The organism is Parvibaculum sp. MBR-TMA-1.3b-4.2 (assembly GCF_053628815.1).
The window spans coordinates 354,065-368,678 of record NZ_JBRJHC010000001.1; the positions used below are offsets into that span (position 1 = coordinate 354,065).

The 14,614-nt window shown below is 61.1% G+C and carries 14 protein-coding genes; 11 read left to right on the forward strand and 3 right to left on the reverse strand.

The features are described from left to right. Positions 1 to 36 precede the first annotated feature (36 nt). Both ACSSVQ_RS01980 and ACSSVQ_RS01985 read left to right on the forward strand, forming a co-directional pair. On the forward strand, positions 37 to 210 hold the full coding sequence (locus tag ACSSVQ_RS01980; protein ID WP_454180621.1) for a hypothetical protein: 174 nt from the start codon (positions 37 to 39) through the stop codon (positions 208 to 210). 54 nt (positions 211 to 264) lie between these two features. Beyond that, entirely contained in the window at positions 265 to 510 is a 246-nt protein-coding gene (locus ACSSVQ_RS01985; RefSeq protein ID WP_454180622.1) for a hypothetical protein, read from the forward strand. Between the two features lie 198 nt (positions 511 to 708). Here ACSSVQ_RS01985 and ACSSVQ_RS01990 read toward each other — a convergent pair whose 3' ends face one another. Beyond that, complete coding sequence (locus ACSSVQ_RS01990; RefSeq protein ID WP_454180623.1) at positions 709 to 984, reverse strand: hypothetical protein; 276 nt, start codon at positions 982 to 984, stop codon at positions 709 to 711. A gap of 81 nt (positions 985 to 1,065) precedes the next feature. Here ACSSVQ_RS01990 and ACSSVQ_RS01995 point away from each other — a divergent pair, with 81 nt between their 5' ends. Next, positions 1,066 to 2,331, forward strand: coding sequence for a tyrosine-type recombinase/integrase (locus ACSSVQ_RS01995; RefSeq protein WP_454180624.1), 1,266 nt, complete (start codon positions 1,066 to 1,068; stop codon positions 2,329 to 2,331). Then, complete coding sequence (locus ACSSVQ_RS02000) at positions 2,332 to 2,544, forward strand: hypothetical protein (protein WP_454180625.1); 213 nt, start codon at positions 2,332 to 2,334, stop codon at positions 2,542 to 2,544. It begins immediately after the preceding gene. A gap of 97 nt (positions 2,545 to 2,641) precedes the next feature. Here ACSSVQ_RS02000 and ACSSVQ_RS02005 read toward each other — a convergent pair whose 3' ends face one another. Both ACSSVQ_RS02005 and ACSSVQ_RS02010 read right to left on the reverse strand, forming a co-directional pair. Then, the gene (locus ACSSVQ_RS02005) at positions 2,642 to 4,048 is read right to left on the reverse strand and encodes a phosphonate degradation HD-domain oxygenase (RefSeq protein ID WP_454180626.1); all 1,407 of its coding nucleotides are present in this window, start codon (positions 4,046 to 4,048) and stop codon (positions 2,642 to 2,644) included. A gap of 81 nt (positions 4,049 to 4,129) precedes the next feature. Beyond that, a complete protein-coding gene (locus tag ACSSVQ_RS02010; RefSeq protein WP_454180627.1) occupies positions 4,130 to 4,810 on the reverse strand; it encodes an SPOR domain-containing protein in 681 nt (226 codons plus the stop codon). Positions 4,811 to 5,091: 281 nt separating this feature from the next. Here ACSSVQ_RS02010 and ACSSVQ_RS02015 point away from each other — a divergent pair, with 281 nt between their 5' ends. From ACSSVQ_RS02015 to ACSSVQ_RS02045, 7 genes are all read left to right on the forward strand, one after another. Beyond that, positions 5,092 to 5,397, forward strand: coding sequence for a hypothetical protein (locus tag ACSSVQ_RS02015; protein ID WP_454180628.1), 306 nt, complete (start codon positions 5,092 to 5,094; stop codon positions 5,395 to 5,397). 174 nt (positions 5,398 to 5,571) lie between these two features. Continuing rightward, positions 5,572 to 6,366, forward strand: coding sequence for a sulfate adenylyltransferase subunit CysD (gene cysD, locus ACSSVQ_RS02020; protein ID WP_293327651.1), 795 nt, complete (start codon positions 5,572 to 5,574; stop codon positions 6,364 to 6,366). Between the two features lie 12 nt (positions 6,367 to 6,378). After that, positions 6,379 to 8,301: an adenylyl-sulfate kinase gene (cysC, locus tag ACSSVQ_RS02025; protein WP_454180629.1), complete on the forward strand. Its 1,923-nt coding sequence runs from the start codon at positions 6,379 to 6,381 to the stop codon at positions 8,299 to 8,301. 189 nt (positions 8,302 to 8,490) lie between these two features. Further along, complete coding sequence (gene glmU, locus ACSSVQ_RS02030; protein WP_454180630.1) at positions 8,491 to 9,855, forward strand: bifunctional UDP-N-acetylglucosamine diphosphorylase/glucosamine-1-phosphate N-acetyltransferase GlmU; 1,365 nt, start codon at positions 8,491 to 8,493, stop codon at positions 9,853 to 9,855. A 3-nt stretch (positions 9,856 to 9,858) separates the two neighbouring features. Continuing rightward, positions 9,859 to 11,682, forward strand: coding sequence for a glutamine--fructose-6-phosphate transaminase (isomerizing) (gene glmS, locus ACSSVQ_RS02035; protein ID WP_454180631.1), 1,824 nt, complete (start codon positions 9,859 to 9,861; stop codon positions 11,680 to 11,682). Positions 11,683 to 11,813: 131 nt separating this feature from the next. Beyond that, complete coding sequence (locus tag ACSSVQ_RS02040; protein WP_454180632.1) at positions 11,814 to 12,983, forward strand: SPOR domain-containing protein; 1,170 nt, start codon at positions 11,814 to 11,816, stop codon at positions 12,981 to 12,983. 121 nt (positions 12,984 to 13,104) lie between these two features. Continuing rightward, entirely contained in the window at positions 13,105 to 14,604 is a 1,500-nt protein-coding gene (locus tag ACSSVQ_RS02045; RefSeq protein ID WP_454180633.1) for a hydroxymethylglutaryl-CoA synthase family protein, read from the forward strand. Positions 14,605 to 14,614: the final 10 nt, after the last annotated feature.

Sequence of the window (14,614 nt, forward strand, 5' to 3'; positions counted from 1 at the left end):
TGCATCCATTTTGTCGGCTTCCGTGGCGAGGAATATATGTCCGCCCTTCGGGTCTTCGGGCCGCCGGATTTCATTCATCGGGGCTGGGATATTCGCGCACAGCGCGAGATCGCGTCCGGGGACCTTGTGGTCTTCGCCAAGGGCGAGGCCGATCAGCGGCCCCGTGAGCGCAGCTATGACGATCTGAGGGAACCTGTCCCCGATCGATGAGATCCCGTTGCCGCGCCGGGTGATGCTGCGGCCAGTCAGGACAGGAGAAAAGAAATGAACGTGATGCGCGCAAAAATGGAGATCCGCGAGATCTGCAAGCCGGGTCCGGATATCGAAGTGCTGCGGATGACAGCGGTAGGTCCGAATAAGGCTTATCCGGAAGACGGATCCGATGAAGACAACACCTATGCGAAGTTTACGCCTTCCGGCGATCTGGAGCTGACGGTTGCAAACCCGGCCTTGCACGGGAAGTTCAGCGAGGGCGAGCGCTACTATCTCGACTTCAGCAAGGCGGACTGACGGCGGCAATCTTCTCCCGCGGGCAGGCCGGGCAAGCCCTGCCGTTTCTCGCAGTCGACCAACTTGCCCCGGCGCTTCGGCGTCGGGGCTTTTTTGTTGCCTGCCGTCCGGCGATGCCGGATGATGGTGATCGCTAAAAGTCGAAGGACATTTGCCTGGGCGAATGGAGGCCCCGCAGCGAAAGCCGCGGGGCTTTTTTCATGTCCTGTCGGTCGTGGGGAATGGCTCCGGGCCCTGGCTGCCCATCATCGAGGGCAGCGTGATGGATCCGCCGCGGCGGCCGCAGCGCGGGCATCTGAGCGCGGCGCGGAGCCTGTCGGAGGGCGCCGCCGGGCCCCAGCGAATAAGGAAGGGAATCAAGGGCAGCGCGCCATGATGGCCGCAGCCGTCGCACCAGGCATGAACCCAGCGCGGCGCGCGGGTGGCGAGCTGGCCGATGGTCGGCGGGGGCGGGTCGTCGTGGCGGCGGTGCATCGCGGCAGCATAGGCGCGGCGGACAGGGGTTGTGAACGGCCGGGAATTGACGACTCGGCCGATTGCGCCAATCATCCCCCCGTGGCCGAGATCCGGAAGATTTCAAAGACGCTGCCGGACGGCAGCACCCGAAACTATTACGCCTGGCGTTACCGCCTGCCCGACGGCAGCTGGAAGCGCGTTCAGGCGTCCACCAAGGCCGCGCTGATCCGCAAGAAGGAGAGGCTGGAGCGCCAGCGCCTGACCGGCACGCTGCCGGCGGAAAAGCGCCCCGAGAGCGTTTCGGAGATCTGCCTGCTCTGGCTCGAGGCGAGCGAAGCGGGGCGCGAAGGACGGCCGCCGATCAGCCGCGTGACGGCGGCCTATTATCGCGGGCTGATCGACAACCACGTGACGCCTCTCGCGATCGATGCCGGGCCCCTCCATGAGCTGCGCGCGCAGGCGCTCGACAAGGACGCCGCCGGCGCGGTCCGCGACGCGCTGGTGCGGCGGCTCAGCCGGGCAACGGCAAAAAAGGTGCTGGTGATCCTGCGCAGCGCCTTCGCCTGGGCGAGCCGTCAGGGCATGGTCAGCCACGACGCCTTCGCGAGCATCCGCATCCTCGAGCAGCGGCGGCAGGCGGCGCCGCTGTCGCCCTCTGCCATTCCCTCCCATGAGCTTGTGCGCAAAGTCATCCTCAGAGCCGCGGAGCGGGCCGCCGAGGCCTCTCGCGACATGGACCGGCGCGCATGGACCCGACGGCGCGCCATGGTCGCCATGGCGGCCCTGGCGGGCTTGCGCGCGGAAGAGCTGCGCGGGCTCATGGATCGCGATCTGGACATGACGCATGCGCGCGTCACGGTGCGGCAGGTCGCCGACCGCTACGGCACGATATGCCCGCCGAAATCGGCCGCCGGCTATCGCACCCTGCAGCTCTCCAAACCGCTCGTCGCCATCGTCAAGGAATGGCTTCTCGCCCGGCCGGACCACAAGGGCGCGGCGGCGCCCGCGCATGACATGCCCGGCCAGTGGCGGCCGGGCCGGTTGCTCTTTCCGAACGAAGCGGGCGGGGTGCTGGATATCATGGAGCCGATCAACCGATGCTGGCAGGTGCTGATGGAAGATCTCGGCGCCGTGGACCCGCCTGCGAAACCCGGGGGCCGCCCGCGGCCGCATTACACCTTCCACGATCTGCGCCATTTCTATGCCAGCGACCGGATCGCGCGGGGGGCCGGGCCGCAAGAGATCAAATACGAGGTCGGCCATGCGACCATCCAGATGACCTTCGACACCTACGGGCATCTATTCGCCTTCCATGAACGCGATGCCCGACAGCGCGCCAATGACGCCGCCTCGGAGGTTCTGTAGATGCAGCTCAAACCCCTCCATGTCGCGCTCGTCCTCGCAGCCCTCGCGCTCGCCGGGGGCGCTTGGATGGCCCGCGTGGAAATGATGAAGGGCGAGGGCTATGTGCTGGTGCTCGACAGATGGTCGGGGGCGGTCAGCGCCTGCAGCGCCGCGGGGTGTAAGCAGCTCTATCCGCCGCGAAAACCCCGCTTTGGCGGGGGAGAAAGTCGGTAGAAACGCGCGTAACCCATTGAATTTGTTTCACGTGAAACCGTCTTTTAATCAGTAGGTCGATGGTTCGAACCCATCAGGGCTCACCACTTATCCCCGCTCAATCTCCCGCATGTACCGTCGGCGTCGAGACGTGGAATTTCGGATCGTCGAAATTCGCGCGCTTTTCGGCGTAATAGCGTTCGTACCAGTCGCCTTCGCGTTCCGCATTGAAGGTGAGGAACATCGCCCGGCGGGATGTGTTGCTCTCATTGGGCGAGGAACGGTGCGGCGCGAAACTATCGAAGATCACGAGGTCGCTCGGCGCGGTTTCGACGGTCTGCCAGTCCAGCGCGTCGGCGATTTCCGGCGCGATGTCGCCATTGTGCGGACCGCCGTTCTCGAAGCGCAGCAACGCTCGACCGTCGATGCGTTCTTCCACGGCATCGGCGTGATTGTCGGGAAACCCGGCCCAATCCTTTGCGAATTCCAGGCAACCGTTTTCCCGGGTGGCCGGGTCGACCGAGATCATCGCCGTCACATTGTAGCGTGGTCCGAATGATTTATAGGCCGCGAAATCCTGATGTGGGCCGAAGGCGCCACCGCCGGGATGCTTCTCATTCTCCTTATCCTTGAAGGGGATAAAGGCCTCGCCCGTCAGTGCCTCGATCACGGGCGCGATGCGGGTGTCGATAAGGTTTTTGAACTCCGGACGGCTGCCCAGCAGATACTCAAAACGGCAGATTTGCAACGGATCGGCGGCTTCCGGCACGACGATGAGTTCGTCGGGGCGCGTCGCGAGCAGTTCAGCCACCGGTTTGCCACTGGAGATCGCCTCACGCAGAAGCAGGTCCGCGCTCGCGCCCATTTCGCTCGACAGGCGATTGAAGGTTGCGGCTTCCGCTTCCGAAAAGAAGCCGCGCAGCACAACGACGCCGTCGCGCCGGAATGTTTCACGTTCTTTATTGCTGATCGCAGCGGCGGGCAGATAACGCAGGAAGTGCTTGAGAGGCGGGGTCTCCATTGCCGGGTCTTTCGCCTCTTCATCATAGCGGCGCAGGCGAATGGCCTCGTCAGCATAATCCTTCGCAATGAAGGCGGCGGTTTCGCTCTCGCTCATCGGGCCGCCTTGCAGCTTCAGGCTCAACACGGAATCGGGCGCGAGCTTGTCCATATAGCCGGGTTCGGTCGCGCAGAGGTAGCGCTTGGCCTCCACATGCATCCGTACCGGTTCGGCAAGGGCGGCGGGCAGGCGTTTCGCGAGCCATTTCGCACCGAGTATCTCGTGTCGGTCGTCGACCCCTTCCTCAGCCGGGTTCTCGCCCAGCTTGTGGATCATGTGCCCAACATCGTGAAGCAGCGCAGCGAGAATAAGGGCAGGGGCTTCGCCGTTCGCTTCCGCCAGCGCTGCGCTTTGCAGCGCGTGCTGAAGCTGGTTGATGTCCTCCAGCCCATATCGGCTCGTGGCACGCTCAGTGTAGATCTGCGTGATTTCATCGACTGCTGAGATACTGGCTGGTTCCGGCATGGCGATCCTGCTGACTACGGGAGGAGCGCCAAGTTTATCCACGGAATGTGACAGGCCGAATAGAAGATCGTTTCGGCTTGATCAGCCGTTCGCGTCTCCCAGCTTCAGCGCCCGGCAATCTTTTCCCCGGGCCTTCAACTGCGCGCAGAGCGTTTCCGCGGCTTCCCGGCTCGACAGGGGATCGGTCAGGAGGCGGGTGTAGACCTTTCCATCCCGGCTTTCATATCTCATCGTCGTCCAGCCCCGTCCCGACAGCATGTCCGGATAACGAGTGGAAAGAATGCGCTTTCCTTTCTCGATATTGGCCGCGTCGAGATAAGACGCGAGATGGACGGCCCAGCCGCTCCGGTTCCGCCCATCGTCTGCGCCGTCGGTAAGAGTGGGGCGGATGTCGAGGGTTACAGGCTTTGCGGCGGGCTGCTGCTTCTGCCTGGGAGAAATGGAGGCGGTAGTGAAGCCTAGCCCGGCTTCGAGCGTACCCAGCCGATTGTTCATCGACCGGTCGCTTGCCTTGAGGTCGGTCAGCACCGGCTCGATAACGGTATATTTTCGATCCAGCGTCGCAACGCGGGCTTCCAGACGATCGAGGCGCCGTTCGACGCTCTTCGCAGGCGGGGCCCGGTCGGCTGCTGCCTCCGCCTTGTCCTGCTCTGTGGGCACGCCTGCGCCCGCTGCGCGCTCCGAACAGGCGGACAGGCCCAGCGAAAGCGGGACCATGATGAGCACTGCTGCGATTGCGCCGGGCACCGGCCTGATTGTCATCGAAAGTCCGACCTCCAAACTGCGATACCGCGACCATCGGTCACCGCACCACCTGTCTTTCGTTAGTGCGAGTCGGGCAATGCGGTCAAACGCAGGACTCCGGGCCTTCTGCCGATTTCTTGTGCAAGGTGCGAATGTTTTGCCCGGCTCGACAAGGAGAGGGGTTCCGGTAAATCTTAGCAAATGCATGATTGTGCGTGAGGCCCGTTTTCTGCATAGGATTGCGCCAGGACGGTCGGTCGCGGCAGCCGGTCCAGAGGAAACTAGAAACGGGGAAAGGCATGTCGTTGAACGAGTTGGTGGGGAGCCTGACGGCGCAGGAATTGGCGGTTGCTGGCGGGCTGGTGTTCTTTGCGATTTTCTTTCTCGGCCTGGTCATAAGGAGCTGGTTTCTGACCCAGCTCCTGAATGAGCGGGCGGCGAGAACCGAGGCGTCGAACCGACTGGAGCGGGCCAAGCCCGCTGTGGTTTCCTCCAAGCCGGTACGCGCGGCGTTGCGCAAACCGATCCCGGCCGTGCGCTCGGCAGTCCCGGCGCCCCGAAATCATCGCTACAATGGTTCAAACGGGCGGGCCCGCAGCTCGTAACGAAGAATATTCTGCGTCTATTGTCGCTATGGTTCTTTCTTACGCGATGAGGCCTTGCAATCGCGAACGCGCGCGTCTAAATCACATTCAATATCGGGGTTGAAAATAACTCCACAAATTTTTCTTGTAATATAGTCACGCGGATATGTCGACCGCCGTGTGAAGGAGCAAGGCATGGATCGTCTCGATCAGCTTGAGAGCCAAAGCATCTACATCTTCCGGGAAGCGTTCAACCGGATCGAAAACATCGCGATGTTGTGGTCACTGGGCAAAGACTCCAACGTGATGATCTGGCTTGCCCGCAAGGCATTCTTCGGCCACGTGCCTTTCCCGGTGATGCATGTGGATACGGAAAAGAAGTTTCCGGAGATGTATGATTTCAGGGACCGCTATGCAGACGAGTGGAACCTGAACTTTATCCGCGAGCTTTGCCCGCCGATCGAGGAAGTCGATCAGACGCTGCCGCCTGCCGCGCGCTCCGCCTCGCGCAAGACGGCCGGGCTCAAAGCTGCCATCCAGAAGCACCAGTTCAATGCGCTTTTCGCCGGTATTCGCCGAGACGAGGAGGCCACCCGCGCCAAGGAGCGCGTCTTCAGCCCGCGCGGCCAGACGGGTCAGTGGGATTTCCGCGATCAGCCGCCGGAGTTCTGGGACCAGTTCAAGACTGAGTTCCCGCCCGGGACCCATGTGCGCGTGCATCCGCTGCTGCACTGGACGGAGATCGACATCTGGCTCTACACGCAGCGTGAGAACATTCCGGTCATTCCGCTCTATTTTGCAAAGGACGGAAAGCGCTACCGCTCGCTGGGCGACCAGGACATCACCAATCCGGTGGAGAGCGAAGCGTCGACGATCGAGGAGATCATCGAAGAGCTGAGCACGACCAGGGTCTCCGAGCGCTCCGGCCGCGCTATGGATCATGAATCCGAGGATGCTTTCGAGCGTCTTCGCGCCGATGGCTACCTGTAAGGGGGATAAGACATGACCAAGGCACAGGCAGACACGGCTATGAAAGTCATCGAAGGCGGCAAAAGTGTTGGCAATGCGCGCGACCTGCTCCGGATCGTGATCGTGGGGCATGTGGACCACGGCAAATCCACGCTTGTCGGGCGGATGTTCCACGACACCGGCTCGCTGCCCGACGGCAAGTTCGAATCCATCACCGAGATGTGCAAGCGGCGCGGCGTGCCCTTCGAATGGGCGTTCCTGATGGATGCGCTTCAGGCCGAACGAGATCAGGGCATCACCATCGATACGAGCCAGATCTGGTTCAAGACGGATCAGCGCGACTACACGATCATTGATGCGCCGGGCCACAAGGAATTCCTGAAGAACATGATCACAGGCGCGGCTCAGTCCGACGCGGCGCTGCTTATCATCGATGCGGCGGAAGGCGTGCGCGAGCAGTCGCGACGCCATGGTTATCTGCTGCATCTTCTCGGCGTGCGCCAGGTGGCTGTCGCGGTGAACAAGATGGACCTTGTCGATTATGACAAGGAGACCTTCGACCGGATCGAGGCGGAGTATCGCGACTATCTCCGCTCCATCGGTGTCGAACCGACTTTCGTTATTCCGGTGTCTGCCCGCGAAGGCGATAATATCGTCGGACCGTCCACCAATACGCCCTGGTACAAGGGGCCGAGCATTATCGGTGCGTTGGACAGTTTCCAGCCCAAGAGCGACCCGGTGGACAGGCCGCTGCGCATGCCGGTGCAGGATGTCTACAAATTCGATCAGCGCCGCATCATTGCGGGCCGCGTCGAGGAAGGCGTCATCAAGGTCGGCGACGAGTTGCTGTTCTCGCCCTCCAACAAGACCGCGCGCGTGGAGTCCATCGAAGAGTGGCATCAGGTCCCCGGCCGCAAGGCGCCGAGCCAGGCGGAAGCGGGCTATTCCATCGGCATTACGCTCGATGAGCAGATTTTCGTCGAGCGCGGCGAGGTCATCAGTCATGTCGAACACTCACCCATCGAGACGGATGTCTTCCGCGCCCGTGTTTTCTGGCTGGGCAAGGAACCGATGGTGCCCGGTAAAACCTACCGTCTGAAGCTCGGGACGCTGGATGCGCCGGTTACGGTGCAGTCGATCGAAACGATCATCGATACGTCGGACCTTTCCGGTACCTCCTCGCATCAGGTCGAGCGCAACCAGGTAGCGGAGGTCGTGATGCGGGCCCGCCGCATGCTGGCGCTGGACGAATTCGAGACCTCGCCCAAGAGCGGCCGTTTCGTCCTTGTCGACAAATACGACATTGCCGGCGGCGGCATCATTTCCATGGAAGGCTATGCCGACCAGCGAGGCCTCATTACTGCGCGGTCCAGCAACATCACCAAGGTGGAGCACGGGATCGACGAGCAGGCGAGGGCGTTCCGCAACGGGCACAAGGGCGGGGTGCTCTGGTTCACCGGCCTGTCCGGCGCGGGTAAATCCACGCTGGCCGTCGCGCTGGAGAAAAAGCTCTTCGAGAAGGGCTATAACGTCTATGTGCTCGACGGCGACAATATCCGCCACGGGCTCAATGCCAATCTTGGCTTCTCGCCGGAGGACCGGGCTGAGAACATTCGTCGCGTCGGTGAAGTGGCAGCGCTGTTCGCTCGTGCCGGCATGATTGCAATCACCTCCTTCATCTCGCCTTACCGGTCGGATCGTGACCGGGCGCGCGAGGCGGGCGGCGACGATTTCCACGAGATCTATGTGAAGGCCGACGTGGAGACGTGCGAAAAGCGCGATCCGAAAGGTCTCTACAAGAAGGCCCGCTCTGGCGAGATCAAGGATTTTACGGGTGTCTCGGCGCCTTATGAGGCCCCTGATATGGCGGACCTTGAAGTCGACACATCCGCGGGGTCGGTCGAGGAGTGCATCGAACAACTCGCCAATTACGTCGAGGCCCGGTTCAAGATGTGAGCCTAGCACCTGCCGAATATCGTCTTGCCCGGTTCCCTTGTGAGCCGGGCAAGATAGTGAAATATAAATTTATTTCAGAACAGACTGATCTCCGTGCGAATTTGCCCGCGCTCGACCATCGAGTCGCGGTATTTTCATATGTGCGTCCGACTGTCCTTTTTTCCGGACGCCTGAAGACGAAACGGATAGGTGATGGCGAGAGAGACGGTTACTGCAATCATTCTCGCAGCGGGGAAGGGCACGCGCATGAAGTCGCGGCTGCCCAAGGTCCTGCACAAGATTGCCGGCCGGCCGATGCTTGGCCATGTGCTCTCCTCGGTTCATGAAATTCCCAATGCCCGCTCCGTGCTGGTGGTCGGGCCGGACATGAACGAAGTCGCGACCTATGCGAAGAGCCTCGCTCCAGATACGGGCATTGCCGTCCAGACCGAGCAACTCGGCACGGCCCATGCCGCGCTGATGGCTCAACCTGAAATCTCCGACCGGGAGGGCGTTGTCCTTGTGATCTTCGGCGACACGCCTCTGATGCATCCCGAAACACTTGCCGCCATGGCCAATAATTGCCGTGAGGAAGCCGATATCGTCGTTCTGGGCTTCCGGCCCGCGGATCCGGTCGCCTATGGGCGACTGGTGCTCGATGAGGTCGGTACGCTTCAGAAGATCGTCGAATTCAAGGATGCAAGCGCGACCGAAAAGGCTATTACCCTGTGCAATGGCGGCGCGATGGCGGTTCGTGCCGAATATCTTTTCGATCTCCTTTCCAAAGTCGGTAACGACAATGCGGCTGGTGAATATTATCTGCCAGACATTGTCGGCCTCGCGCGTGAAAGGGACCTTACCTGCCGCGTGCAGGAAGGTGAGGAAGAGGAAGTGCAAGGGGTCAATAGCCGGGCCGATCTTGCCGCAGCGGAAGCGGTTATGCAGCGCCGCTTGCGACAGGCGGCGATGGCGGGCGGCGCAACGCTTGCCGACCCGGATAGCACCTATTTCAGTTTCGACACGGTACTCGGGCAGGACGTGACCGTCGGACAGAACGTCGTCTTCGGCCCCGGCGTGAACGTTGCTGATGGCGCGATGATCAAGCCCTTCTCTCACCTGGAAGGAGCGACGGTTGCCGCCAATGCGGAAGTCGGGCCTTTTGCCCGCATTCGTCCAGGATCTTCCATTGGCGCGGGCGCAAAGATCGGCAATTTTGTGGAAACGAAAAAGGCCGAGATCAAAGAAGGCGCGAAGGTCAGTCACCTTTCCTATATCGGCGACGCGCGCGTTGGCGCCCATGCCAACATCGGGGCGGGCACGATCACCTGCAATTACGACGGCTACAACAAGTTCTTCACCGATATCGGGGCCGGGGCGTTTGTCGGCTCCAATTCGGCTCTGGTCGCACCGGTAAAGATCGGCGATGGGGCTTATCTTGGGTCGGGCAGCGTTATTACCAAGGACGTCACGCCGGATGCGCTGGCCTTTACACGGCCAAAACAAATCGAAAAATCCGGGTGGGCCTCGACATTCCGTGCAAAGAATGAGTCCCCTGACAAGAAAACGAAGGACTGAGCGATGTGCGGTATTGTCGGGATCATTGGAAAACAGGATGTAGCACCGGTCATACTCGAGGCGCTGAAACGTCTTGAATATCGTGGCTATGACAGCGCGGGCATCGCAACGCTCGACAACGGGCAGCTCACGCGCCGCCGGGCGGAAGGCAAGCTCTTCAACCTCGAAACAGCGCTTGCGGCCCAGCCTCTTCATGGCGGGCTTGGCATCGGCCATACGAGATGGGCAACCCATGGCGCGCCGACGGAAAACAACGCGCATCCTCATGTGACCGACCGGGCTGCTATCGTCCATAACGGCATCATCGAAAATTTTCGCGAATTGCGGCAGATGCTGCTGGAGAAGGGGTTCTCTTTTTCCACCGATACCGATTCCGAAATCATCGCCCATTTGGTGACCGATCATCTGAACCGGGGCAAGGATCCCCGGAAGGCCGCCGCCGATGCGTTACGCGAACTGGAAGGCGCGTTTGCCGTTGCCATCATTTTCTCCGGCGAAGAAGATTTGATGATCGGCGCGCGGCGCGGCAGCCCGCTTGCCGTCGGCTATGGCGACAATGCGATGTATCTCGGTTCGGACGCGTTTGCGCTGGCCCCGATGACGAACCGCGTCTCCTTCCTGGAAGAGGGAGATCGTGTCGAACTTACACGTGCGGGCGCGGCTATTTACGACGCGGCGGACCAACTCGTGGAACGCCCCGTCAAGATCACCGATGTTTCCGCCGCCCTGGTGGACAAGGGCAATCATCGTCATTTCATGGCGAAAGAGATATTCGAGCAGCCAGAAGTGATCGGACATACGCTGTCCGAATATCTAGATCTGGTGAACGAAAAGCTTCATCTACCGGATTTGCCGGTCGACCTTGCCACGGTACCGCGCATCACCATCATTGCCTGCGGCACAGCGTTTTATGCGGGGCTCGTCGCCAAATACTGGTTCGAAAAGCTTGCACGCATTTCGGTCGAGGTCGATATCGCGTCGGAGTTCCGCTATCGCGAAGCGGCCTTGCCGGAAGGCGGGCTCGCCATCTTCATTTCTCAATCGGGTGAAACCGCAGACACGCTGGCCGCGCTTCATTACTGCAAATCGCAAGGCCAGAAGACGCTGTCCGTCGTCAATGTGGTGGAGTCGAGTATCGCGCGCGCATCGGATGTCATCCTGCCGACTTTTGCCGGGCCGGAAATCGGTGTGGCCTCGACCAAGGCATTTACCTGCCAGCTTGCCACGCTGCTCGTGCTCGCTGTGAGGGCCGCCATCGCGCGCGGACAAATCGATACTGAAGAAGAGCGCCGGATCGTTCATACACTGATCGAAACGCCGAGACATGTCGCCGAGGCGCTCGGAGCCGATGGCGCAATCCAGGACCTGAGTGTCGATCTCGCGAAAGCGCGCGATGTGCTCTATCTGGGGCGAGGCCACAATTATCCGATTGCCCTTGAGGGTGCGCTCAAACTCAAGGAAATCTCATATATCCACGCCGAGGGCTATGCCGCGGGCGAGCTTAAACATGGCCCCATCGCTCTCATCGACGAGAATGTGCCCGTGATCGTGATAGCGCCGATGGACCCGCTCTATGAGAAAACGGTGTCCAACATGCACGAAGTCATCGCGCGCAGCGGCAGGGTGCTTTTGATCGGGGACAAGGCCGGGATCGACCATGCGGGCGAGGGATTGTGGGAATCCATAGAGATTCCGGCGGTGGATCCCCTGATCGCTCCCATCATCAATGCCATTCCGGTGCAGCTTCTGGCCTATCACACGGCCGTCTCGAAAGGCACCGATGTCGATCAGCCGCGAAATCTGGCAAAATCCGTCACAGTCGAATAAGCCGAATCAGTGCGGCTCGATATGTGTCTCGGTTAACTGGCTGTAAAGCGTTGCGTTCGATCCTGATGTAACAGGCGGGGACGCCCGAGGGTTGTTTCCGGAACCGCGGCACGCACGCAAAGGACGGGGCCATGATCGCAAACAGGCGGAGCAAAGGGATCCTGCATTATGCAGCGATGGCCGCTGTTGCCGCCTTGCTGATCTCCGCCGTTCCGGCCCGTGCCGATGCGATCGATGATCTGCATGGCGGTGCGCAGGCCATCGAACAGGGTCAATACGCTCAGGCCATTTCCCTTTTCGACAAGGTGATCTCCAGCGGCGCGCTCAACGAGCACGGGCTGGCGCTTGCGCATCATCATCGGGGCATCGCCGAGCAGAAGCTGGGGCAGACGGCCGCTGCCATTAGCGATTACAGCAAAGCCATTTCAGGCAATGCCCTGCCGGAGGCCGTGCTGGCGCGGGCGCACTACAATCGCGGCATTGCCTATTCGCAACAGGGCGAGGACGCCAAGGCCGAGGCAGATTATCGCGCAACCGTAAAGCTGGTGCCGAGTTATGGCGCCGCCTATCACAATCTGGCCAATATCGAGCGTCGGCGGGGAAATCAGAAGGCCGCCATTGCGGACTACTCCAAGGCGCTGGAATACATGTCGGGCGATGCCCGAAAGTATGCTTTTCATGGCCGTGGTCTCTCCTATGAGGCGGAGGGCGACAAAAGCAAAGCGAAGGCCGACTACGAAGCGGCGCTTAGGATCGACGGCAATTTTGCGCCTGCCAAAACCGAACTCGCTGCGCTGGACCGGCCGCAACCGAAGCCTCTTATCGGCTCAGACACGGCGACGAACGGCAAGGAAGGCAAGGCCAAGGTCATTCGCGTGGCATCGGCATCGGGTTGGGAAACGACAGCCGTCAGATATGCCAATCCCGCCGGGAACAAGCCGAAATCCGGGCCTGTGGCTACCGGCAATGCAGCGGTGCAGCAGCCCGAGAGGCAGGCAAATATCGGCGATGCCGCAAGCAGGCCGGCGCCCGAAGCAAGCACTGCACCGGCGCCCGGCCCGTATCAGGTCCAGCTCGGGGCTTACCGCGACGAAGAGACGGCGAAGGTCGCCTGGCGCAATCTGGTCACCCGCAGCCAGGGTAGGCTTTCCGGCATCGAACATCGGGTAGTTCGGGCCGACCTCGGCGAACGGGGAATTTTCTATCGCCTGAGAGCGGGCGGTTATGCGGAAGAATCCGTGGCGCACAGGCTCTGCGCCCGGCTTTCGACGGTCGGTATCGAGTGTGTCGTTCCTCGCTAAGGCGGCCTGACGTAACGGCACTCAAGCGTTTGAGTGCCCGGTATGGTAAGCGGTTGTGCGGGCCGCTCTATCGCTCCTAAACTCTTCCCAAAACAAGCACAAACATCTGATGGGAGGACCTATGGCCGAACAAACGGTAGGTTTGACGGGCTTTGGCGGATATATCCCCCGCCTTCGTCTGCAGCGAAAGGCCATCGCCCAGGCCAATGCCTGGGTTGCGCCGAATTTCCTTGGCAAGGCCAAGGGCGAACGCTCCATGGCCAATTGGGACGAGGATTCCGTGACGATGGCCGTAGAGGCCGCACGCGACCTGCTCGGTCCCGACGACGATCGCAGCCATGTGGATGCTGTCTATTTCGGCTCGACCACCATGCCCTTTGCAGATCGTCTCAACAGCGGCATCATTTCAGCGGCGCTGACACTGGAAGATCATGTGCGGGCGATCGACGTGTCGTCCACGCAGCGCGCGGGCACGAGCGCGCTCATGCAGGCGCTCACCTCCGCGAAATCTGGAGAAACCAGGAACGGGCTGGTTCTCGCTTCAGATCATCGCAAGACAAAAGCCGTGACCGCGCAGGAACTCGATTTCGGCGATGGCGCCGCTGCGCTTTCCGTCGGCACGGACAATGTCATCGCCAAATATCTGGGCGGGGCCAGCCTGACGGTCGATTTCGTGGATCACTTCCGCAGCGATACCGAAGAGTTCGACTATAATTGGGAAGAGCGCTGGGTCCGCGACGAGGGCTTTTCCAAGATCGTGCCGCGCGCCGTGAAGTCGGCATTGGACGATGCCGGCCTCAAGGCTGAGGACATCGCGCATTTCGTCCTTCCGTCCGTATTCGGAATGAAGTTCATTGCCGGCCTCGCCAAGAAATGTGGCCTCAACCCCGAGGTCGCGCGCGATACGCTGGCGGCCAATTGCGGCGAGACCGGTACGGCGCACGCGCTGGTCATGCTCATCAATACGCTGCAGACCGAAGCCAAGCCCGGCGACAAGGTGCTGGTCGCGCAGTTCGGCGGCGGCTGCGATGCTCTCATTTTCGAGGTGACCGACAAGCTGGCCTCCATGTCCGGCAAGCGCGGTATTGCGGGCTCGCTGGCCGAGCGTGTCGAAGAGAACAACTACATGAAATTCCTGACCTTCAACGGTTTGGTTGAATGGGAACGGGGCATGCGAGCTGAGCAGGACAAGAAGACTGCGCTCACGACGCTTTACCGTAACGAAGATATGCTCATGGGGCTCGTCGGGGGGCGGTGCACGGAAACGGGCGTCATCCAATTCCCGCGTTCGCGCATTTCGGTGAACCCGAACAAGCATACGGTGGATACGCAGGAGCCGTACAAGTTCGCCGAAAAGAAAGCGAAAATCCTCAGCTGGTCGGCCGACTATCTCTCCTTCTCCATGAACCCGCCCAACCATTACGGCATGGTGGTGTTCGACGAGGGCGGCCGCATCATGATGGATTTTACCGATGTCGAGACCGGCAATGTGGAATCGGGCATGGAGGTACGCCTCGTCTTCCGTGTGAAGGAAGTGGACGAGAAGCGCGGTTTCAAACGGTATTTCTGGAAAGCCGTTCCTATACCGGCCAGCGTCGCGGGCGCACAGGCCGCCGAGTAATCGAAACCCG